We start from the raw sequence: 8,472 nt of genomic DNA on the forward strand, positions 1-8,472 counted from the left end.
GGGGGCGGGTGCGGGGTGGCCGCGCACATCGTCGAGCGACAGCACGGACGGCCCGGCGGCCTCCCCGCCGAGCACGAGCGTCGGGACGGCCGCCGGGGCCGCCGCCGACCGGGCCGCGTCCACGACCAGCAGTGCCGGATCGAGCCGTTCGAGCAGGACGTCCAGGACGTCCGGCTCCAGGTGCGCCGACAGCGGCGCGGGCACCGCGCCGACGCGGGCGGCCGCGCAGCACAGCAGCACCGTGTCCCAGTGGTCGCGCTTGCCGATGGCGACGCGGTCGCCGGGTTTCACGCCGGCGGCGGCGAGCCATCCGGCGGCGTCCCGCACGAGCCCGGCCAGGGCGGACAGGTCCAGGGCGGTGCCCCGGTCGGGGGCGATGTCCAGCGGGCGGCTGAGGTGCACGACGGTGGAGTGACCGCGGCCGGCCACGTCCTCGAACAGCGTGCCCAGCTCGACGCGCTTGCCGAAGAAGGCCATCCGGTCACCCCTTCTCTTCGCCGGCGGGGACGGCCGGGCGCCGCGCGCACGCCGACAGGTGGGCGCGGACCCGTTCGGCGGCCAGATCAGCGGAGGCGACCGCGCCCTCGCTGCACGGGCGCAGCGGCACCCAGTCGCCCGCGTACTCGACCGCCGCGACGGGCCGGTCGGCGAAGGCGCCGCGCAGCCGCAGCGCGCGCGGCGTGGCCTCGGGCAGCCCGTGCCGGAACCGGTGCACCCGGACATGGGAGGGACCGGCGGCGTCCAGGCCGGGGACGAAGCGCCCGGCGCGGGCGATCAGCCGCTCCGCGACCGTCCGGTCCGGCGCGCCGAAGAGTTCGCGGCAGCCGCGCGGCGACGGGATGAGCGAGATCAGTGCGCGCCCGCGCGGCGCCCGCCCGGGATGTTTGCGGTGGTCGCGGGTCACGACGTTCAGCAGCGGGTCGGCGGCCGCGGGGATGAGCGTGGCGAAGCTCGCCCGCGCCGGCTCCGGCGGCGCGTCCAGGACGAGGCTGACGCGCAGCATGGGCGTGTACCCGCACGCGGCGAGGAACAGCCGGGCGGCGGGCCGCGGCTCGTCGTACAGGCCGGCCGCGACCGGGGCCGGTACGGCGAGCACCACCGCCCGCGCGATGAGGGTGCCGCGCGGCGACTCCACCCGGACGGCGTCGCCGTCGGCCGCCACGCGGGTGACGGGGTGGTCGGTGGCGACGTCCAGGCGGTCGGCGAGGGCGCGGGCCAGGGTGTCCATGCCGTCGCGGTAGGTGTGCCAGGTGTGGGAGCCGCCGGACGCGGCCAGGTGCGCCGCGAACGGGGCGGCGGCCGAACGTGCGGGATCCCAGCCGAAGAACCCGCTGACCAGCGGTTGGACGAGGTAGTCGTAGACGTCCGGGTGGTAGGGCCGGACCAGGTCGGCCACGGTCTCCTCGGCGATGCCCGCCCGTTCGGGACGGTCCGGGTCGAGGTCGCCGAGCCGCGCGAGCCGCCGCCGCAACCGCATCAGGTCGGCGCGGGCGCGCAGGCTCAGGCCCGCCCCGGTCAGCAGGCCCAGCGGGCGGCCGGCGTTCGGGCGGGCCCTGCCGTCGCGCCACACGGCCAGGGCGTCGCGGACGTTCGGCACGGCGGCGGGGTCGCGGTCCAGCCCGAGGTCGGCGATGAGCTTCCAGGTCGCCGGGTAGCCGGCGCGGCTGGGGAACATCTCCGCGCCGGTGTCGATCAGGCAGCCGTGCTCGCGGACGGTCCGCATCCGCCCGCCGACCGCGCCGGCGGCCTCCAGCACCCGGACCGTGCGTCCCTGCCTGGCCAGCGCGTACGCGGTGGCCAGCCCGGCCGGCCCGGCGCCGACCACGGCGACGTCCAGCGGCGCGCTCACGCCGCCGCCCCGGCCGCGAGGGCGGCCGCCGCCAGCAGGACCGCCGTCACGCGGTGGGCGTGGATGGCGATCCGGCGGGCCCGCAGGATGTCGCCGCGCCAGCCGATCACCAGGTGGGCGATCCGCATCGCGACGAGCGGCAGCAGGACGGGGGCGAACCACCACGGCGCGATCCCGGTGGCCGGCGCGGCGGCGATGAGGGCGATCTGGGCGGCCGTCAGGACGGCGATGAACCGGCGGTGCGCCGGGGCGGAGACCGCCGTGGCGACGGTGATGCGGCCGGCCGCCCGGTCGCCGTCGGCGTCGTTGGTGTTGGAGTACAGCCCGAACAGCATCGGCCCGGACCCGAACAGCACCGCCACCACCAGGACGAACCCGGTCGTCCCGCCGGTCAGCAGCGCGTACGGCACCAGCGTCCAGCCGATGCCGAGGCCGATGAGGAAGAACTCCTGGAACCCCCGGTAGCTGATCTTCAGGCCCCACGAGTACTGGACGGACGCGGCCACGCAGACCGCCGCCAGGGCGACCGCCCACACCGGGCGGTGCGGGGCCGCCGCGACCACGGCCGCCCACAGCGCCGACCCGGCCGCGGTGGCCGTCCAGGAGAAGCGCAGCGCCTGCGCCTCGGTGAGCGTCCCGGCGACGAGGGGTTTGCGGGCCAGCCGCCGCCGCGCCGCGTCGGAGCCGTAGTTGGCCGCGTCGCTGCCGTCGCGGTGGCCGGTGATGTCGTCGAAGCCGACCATGGCGGCCACGACGGCGACCTCGGCGATCAGCGTCAGCGCGAGGAGGCCGAACGTCCGCGGTTCCCAGCGCGCGGCGGGCGCCAGCAGCGCCCAGACGACCGCGAGCCCGAGGTAGTAGTCGTAGATGTCGAGTTTGGCCAGGCGTGCGTAGGCGGCGAGGGTGCCGTGCCCGGACACGCCCGGCACGCGGACAGCGGTCTGGTGGCTCATGCCTGGCCCCCTTGGGTGTCGGCGAACGCGCACACGGTGTCGGCGATGTGCTCGACCTGCGCGTCGGTCAGGTTCGGGTAGAGCGGCAGCGAGATGTTGCGGCGGGCGGCGTCCTCCGCGTTCGGCCAGGACGCGCCGGGCCGCGCGCAGGGGGCGAACGCCGGCTGGGCGGGCAGCGGGCGCGGGTAGTACACGTGGGCGGCGATGCCGTGTCCGGCCAGGTGGGCGCGCAACGCGTCCCGCCGCTCGGTGAGGACGGTGTACACGTAGTGGAACCGGCCGTCCCCGCCCTCCGGCGGCACCACGAGCCCCCGGTCGGCCAGCGGTGCCAGGCGCCGGGTGTAGTGGGCGAAGATCTCCGCGCGGCGGGCGAGCCGGTCGTCGAGGCCGGGCAGCCGGTGCAGCTGGAAGGCGGCCATCACCTCGTCGAAGCGGCTGTTGTGGCCGATCCGGTGGTGGACGAACCGGTGGACGCCGTCCTGCCCGTGGTTGCGGAGCATCCGCACGTCCCTGGCGAGGGCCGCGTCGTCGGTGATGACCACGCCGCCCTCGCCGGGCATGCCGAAGGTCTTGACCTGGACGAACGAGTAGAGTCCCGCGTCCCCCCAGCGGCCCGCGGGCCGACCCCGCAGCGTCCCGCCCTGGGCGAGCGCGGAGTCCTCGATCAGGCGGAGGCCGCGGCGGTCGGCCAGCGCGCGGAACGCGGGCATGTCCGCCATCACCGAGAACATGTGCGCGGCCACCAGCGCCTTGGTGCGCGGGGTGATCAGCTGCTCGGCGGCGGCCGGGTCGATGGTCAGCCGCACCGGGTCGATGTCGGCGAACACCGGGCGGGCGCCGGCGTCGAGGACGGTCGCGGCCGGCGGCGGGCAGCCGAACGCGGGCACGATGACCTCGTCGCCCGGCCCGACGCCCATCGCCGCGAGGATCAGCGCCAGGGCGGACGTCCCGCTCGAACAGGCGATGGTCTCGCGCGCGCCGGCGCGCTCGGCCAGCTCCCGCTCCAGGCGGGCGGTCCGGTCGCCGAGGATGAACTTCTGCTCGGGTGCGGTGCCGATGGCGCGCACGGTCTCCAGGAGCACCTCCCGGTCGTCCTCGAGCAGCTCCGGGGAGAAGAACGGGATGGTCGCGATGGGCGGGGCGGTCATCGCGTCCTCCCGGTGAAGAAGCGCTCGATCTCGTCGCAGACGCGGTCGGCGTGCGCGTCGGGCAGGTCGGGATACAGCGGGAGCGCGATGGCGGCGGCGCAGGCGGCCTCCGCGCGCGGGAAGTCGCCGGGCCGGTGGCCGAGGTGCGCGAAGCACGGCTGCAGGTGCAGCGGGACCGGGTAGTAGATCTCCGTGCCGATGCCGCGCGCGGACAGGTGCGCGGCCAGCGCGTCCCGGTCGTCGACCTGGAGCAGGTAGACGTACACGACGCGGTTGCCGCCGGGGAGCGGCGGGCGCGCTCCCGGGACGCTCCGGACGCCGGGGAGGCCGCGCAGCCGGGCGTCGTAGCGGGCGGCCAGGTCCGCGCGCCGGGCGATTCCGGCGTCGAGGTTCGCGAGTTTGGCCAGCAGGACGGCCGCCTGGACGTCGTCCATCTTGCTGTTGCGCCCCGGCAGCACCGTCGTGTTGGAGATGCCGGGGAAGTTGTCGATCGTGCGGCCGCCGCGCCCGTGGTGGCGGAGCATCCGGGCCTGCTCGGCGACGGACGCGTCGCCGGTCAGCACCGCCCCGCCGTCGCCGATGCCGCCGAGCGTCTTGGCGGGGAAGAACGACAGGACCCCGCCGGCGCCGAGCAGCCCGGCGTGGACGCCGTCCATGCGCATGCCGATGGCCTCGGCGCTGTCCTCCACGAGGGTCAGGCCGCGGCGCCGCGCCACGTCCGCGAGTCCGCGCAGGTCGGCCATGCGGTCGAACAGGTGGACCGGCATGACCATCGTGGTGCGCGGGCTGACCGCGGCGTCCACCGAGCCCGGATCGAGGCCGTGGCCGCCCTCCTCGATGTCGGCGAAGACCGGGACTCCCCCGGCGAGCGCCACGGCGCTGGCCGTCGCGATGAACGAGTAGGCGGGGACGATCACCTCGTCGCCCGGCCGCAGCCCGGCGGCGCGCAGCAGCAGGATCAGCGCGTCCGTGCCGGAGTTGACCGCCACCACGTGGCGGGCTCCGGTCCAGGCGGCGAGCCGGTCCTCCAGTTCCGCGACCTTCGCGCCGTGCGAGAACTTCCCGTTGTCCAGGACGTCGGCGATGTGCCCGCTGATCTCACTCCAATTCTCTTCGAAACTCTGTGCCTGGCTGAAGAACGGAATAGGGGGCGCGGCGGCCGGCGCCGCCGCGGACGGCGTTTTCTGCACTGTTTCCCTTCGCGCTGTGCGGCCTTTTCGACCGGTGCGAATGGAGGACGTCGGGCACCGTCCGGGGAAGGCCGGGAGGCCATGGAGCGGTGGCCACGCGACTTCCCCGGACGGCGTTCCTATCGGTGGGCCCGGTCAGCGACCGAGCAGCGGGATGTCGTTGCGGCCGAGGTGGTAGTCGCGGACCGCGTTGACCAGTTCGGCGACCGACAGCTTGCCGCTGCCGTCGGTGTCGAGGTCGCGGAAGGCGCGGTCGGCGACCTCGCCCTCCAGCCCGATCGCGGCGAACCAGGCGTGCATCTCCGCCGGGGAGATCTCGCCGTCGCCGCTGCGGTCCAGGACGCCGACGATCGCCTCGATCGTCGGCCGCACGACCGCGCCGAAGCCGGCGTCGCCCTTGCCGATGATCTCCTGCTCGGCGGCCGCCAGGAACTGGTTGCGGGACAGCCGGTCGGCGCCGGCGGCCGCGGACAGCGTGTCGAACATGCCGAGGTAGGCCTGCCGGAGCTGGTCGGCCTTCGGGGTGCCCTGCGCGCCGAGCCGGGCGATGATCTCGTCCGCCTCGCGGGCGAAGTCCTCCCGCTCGATGACGCCGTTGCCGTTGCGGTCCCACAGCCGGAACCGCTCTTCCAGCCGGTTGGACTGGGTGGTGGCCATGACCATGCGCATTTCCTCCTGCTATTCGGGGCTGATGCACTACCTATTTTTCCGGCCGTCCGCCGCCTTGAACGTGCAATTAAGGTAAGGCTTGGATATCTCCCGAACGAAGGCCCTATAGCGGCAATAGACCGAGATCAGGGCAGCCGTCATCGCCATTTCTCACAATTCAGTCGGCGACCAGTTAATCGGTCGATATTCAGCGCGGGAGGCGGCCCTGGCGGAACGCCAGCCGCATTCCCGGCGCAAGGCCGAGCTCGGTTCCGGTGCGGGCCGGCTCGGCCCGCACGAGCACGTTGTAGTGGTTGGGCAGATGGCAGCCGTCGAAGCCGAGCAGGACGCCGATGCGCCGCCCGTCGATCCACAGCTCGTCGCCGCGGTCGAGCACGCCCGCCGCGCCGATCTCCGCGAAGCCGAGGAACGCGACCCGGTCGATCCGCGCGCCGGGGGCGGTCTCACCGTGGTCGGTCGCCACCAGCTCGTGCACCTCGCCCGCGCGGACGCACCGGCTGGCGAACGGTTCCAGCCGCATGCCCCGGTCCGTCCGGCGGTGGGCGAGGACCTTCACGACCATCGCGGGGACCACGCTCTTCGGCCCGTCCTCGGCCGGGTTCACGCCGCGCCCCTTCCCCGCGAAGTCGGGGTACGGCCGGGAGTACGGCCGGGATCCTCCAGGCGGTAGGCGTCCCGCACGAACCGCAGGGCCGCCAGGCCGCCGTCGCACTCCCCGGCCCCTCCGACATACCGCTCGAAGGCGCGCAGAACCTCCACGTATTCGTGCCAGAGGGAGCCTTTGAAGCCGGTATGGCCGGCGAGCATGTCGGCGCGGACCGTCCGTCCGTCGGCCAGCCGCACCTCGATGTCCTTGCGCTCACCGGGGTAGGACCAGTCGAGCAGGATCCGGGCGCGTCCGCTCCCCGCGCGCAGGCGGATGTCGGCCTGCCGGTCGACGCCGCCGGCGTCCCGCGTGATCCGCGCGGACGTCACCTCGGCCGGTCCCAGCAGGAGCCGGACGAGGTCGAAGGCGTTGGGTCCGTTGTCGGCGACGCATCCGCCGCCGCAGCGCCGCATGTCGAGGTACCAGCCGTCGGGCCCCACGTGCTCCTCGATGCGCTCGAAGTAGCGGACGACGACCTCGTCGATGGGCACCCCCGCGCACTGGTCCCGCAGCCGGGCGACCGCTTCGTTGTACCGGCGGTGGAAGGCCGTGAACAGCGGGACGCCCCGCTGCTCGGCCAGCTTCCGGAGCGCGATCCCCTGCGCGGTGTCAAGGGCGAGGGGCTTCTCCACGCAGACGGCGACGCCGTGCTCCAGCGCGTCCGCGCACACTTGCGCATGCACGTCGTTGGGGACCGTGACGACCACCGCGTCCAGCCGTGTCTCGCGGAGCATCCGGCGATGGTCGGTGTGGCCCGGCACCGGGTGGGCCGCCGGCCTCGCCAGGTCGCTGTCGCAGACGGCGACCAGCTGCATCGCGGACGAGTCGCGCAACGCGGCGAGGTAGAAGCGGGAGATCACCCCGAGACCGATGACGGCGACCCGCAGCGGCGCCGTCATGAGAACTCCAGCAGGGCGGGCGCGGGCACACCGTGGCACGCGGCGACCTCGCGCAGTTCCCCGTACAGCTCCCCGCTGAGGGGGACGCCGCGGCGCCGGCGCTCCCGGGCGCGCCGGTGCTCATGCCATCCGGGGTAGCGGACGGGCTCGGCCGGGTCGGCGGGCGGGCAGTCGAGCAGGGCGCCGAACAGCGTGCCCGCATCGGCGTCCGCGCCGGTGCGCAGCGCGCCGGGCGCGATCGCGACGGTGCAGAAGCCGATGTCGTCGTCCCGGCCGCCGGGCCCGCCGTCACCGCACAACGCGTCCGGATGGGCGCCCAGGCCGGCACCGGACACCACGGCCGACAGGACCTCCACCGCGATGCCGAGCCCGAACCCCTTGTACTGCCCGGCCTCCCCGCCCAGCCACAGCAGGTGCGCCCGGCCCTCGTCGAAGGCGGCCGGATCGGTGACCGCGGCGCCGTCGTCGCCGGCCAGCAGGCCCTCGGGGATCGTCCGACCCTCGCGGGCCGCCTGCCGGACGCGTCCGGTGGGCGCGGCGGTCGTGCTCATGTCCAGGACGAACGGCGGATGCTGCCCGGCCGGCGCGGCGACGCTCAGCGGGTTGGTGCCGAGCATCGCCAGCGCGCCGCCGGGCGGGCGGGCGATGCGCTGCCCGCCGCAGTTGGCGGTGACCAGCCCGATCATGGAGCGCTCCACGGCCCGCAGCGCGTGGTGCCCGGCGCAGCCGGCATGGGTGGCGCCGCGGACGCTCACCATCCCGATCCCGAAGGTCGCGGCGCGTTCGCAGGCGAGGTCCATGGCGGCCTCCGCCAGCCACAGGCCGAGGGCGCCGCGGGCGTCCAGGAGCACCGCCGCCCCCCGGTCGGCGATCCGGCGCGGCTCCGCCTCCGGATCGACCCGCCCCTCCTCGAACAGCGGCAGGTAGAGGCGGGTGAGATTGGTCAGCCCGTGGGACGTCATGCCGGTGAGGTCGCCGTAGCAGAGCGCCCGCGCCGCCGCCCGCGCCCGGTCGGGCGGCATGCGGAGCGAGGTGAACACGGCGGCGGCGAAGCCGAGCAGATCGGTGTACTCCACCCGGAGCGGGGAGGCGGTGGACGGGAGCGGCGGGGCGGTGGA

Annotated in this window: 9 protein-coding genes; all 9 read right to left on the bottom strand. The window is 75.1% G+C overall.

What is annotated here, in order from left to right:
- Nucleotides 1-477, bottom strand: a 477-nt coding sequence (locus tag E1284_RS35650; RefSeq protein WP_165965556.1) for an AMP-binding protein, incomplete at its 3' end; no start/stop codon positions are given.
- A 4-nt stretch (nucleotides 478-481) separates the two neighbouring features.
- Entirely contained in the window at nucleotides 482-1,849 is a 1,368-nt protein-coding gene (locus E1284_RS35655) for a protoporphyrinogen/coproporphyrinogen oxidase (protein WP_131944571.1), read from the bottom strand.
- Nucleotides 1,846-2,802: a UbiA family prenyltransferase gene (locus E1284_RS35660; RefSeq protein ID WP_131944572.1), complete on the bottom strand. Its 957-nt coding sequence runs from the start codon at nucleotides 2,800-2,802 to the stop codon at nucleotides 1,846-1,848. The genes E1284_RS35655 and E1284_RS35660 overlap by 4 nt, the downstream gene beginning before the upstream one ends.
- The gene (locus tag E1284_RS35665) at nucleotides 2,799-3,950 is read right to left on the bottom strand and encodes a DegT/DnrJ/EryC1/StrS family aminotransferase (protein ID WP_131944573.1); all 1,152 of its coding nucleotides are present in this window, start codon (nucleotides 3,948-3,950) and stop codon (nucleotides 2,799-2,801) included. The genes E1284_RS35660 and E1284_RS35665 overlap by 4 nt, the downstream gene beginning before the upstream one ends.
- Nucleotides 3,947-5,140 (bottom strand): DegT/DnrJ/EryC1/StrS family aminotransferase, encoded by a 1,194-nt coding sequence (locus tag E1284_RS35670; protein WP_243714947.1) that lies wholly within the window; start codon nucleotides 5,138-5,140, stop codon nucleotides 3,947-3,949. Before E1284_RS35670 ends, E1284_RS35665 begins: the two co-directional genes overlap by 4 nt.
- A 135-nt stretch (nucleotides 5,141-5,275) precedes the next feature.
- On the bottom strand, nucleotides 5,276-5,803 hold the full coding sequence (locus tag E1284_RS35675; protein WP_131944577.1) for an EF-hand domain-containing protein: 528 nt from the start codon (nucleotides 5,801-5,803) through the stop codon (nucleotides 5,276-5,278).
- Between the two features lie 193 nt (nucleotides 5,804-5,996).
- A complete protein-coding gene (locus tag E1284_RS35680; RefSeq protein ID WP_131944574.1) occupies nucleotides 5,997-6,413 on the bottom strand; it encodes a DUF6917 domain-containing protein in 417 nt (138 codons plus the stop codon).
- The gene (locus E1284_RS35685; protein ID WP_131944575.1) at nucleotides 6,410-7,354 is read right to left on the bottom strand and encodes a Gfo/Idh/MocA family protein; all 945 of its coding nucleotides are present in this window, start codon (nucleotides 7,352-7,354) and stop codon (nucleotides 6,410-6,412) included. Before E1284_RS35685 ends, E1284_RS35680 begins: the two co-directional genes overlap by 4 nt.
- The coding region (locus E1284_RS35690; protein WP_424923525.1) for an Ldh family oxidoreductase at nucleotides 7,351-8,472 on the bottom strand (1,122 nt) is incomplete at its 5' end. The genes E1284_RS35690 and E1284_RS35685, both read right to left, overlap by 4 nt.

Origin of the sequence: Actinomadura bangladeshensis (assembly GCF_004348335.1) — a bacterium.
GTDB lineage: Bacteria > Actinomycetota > Actinomycetes > Streptosporangiales > Streptosporangiaceae > Spirillospora > Spirillospora bangladeshensis.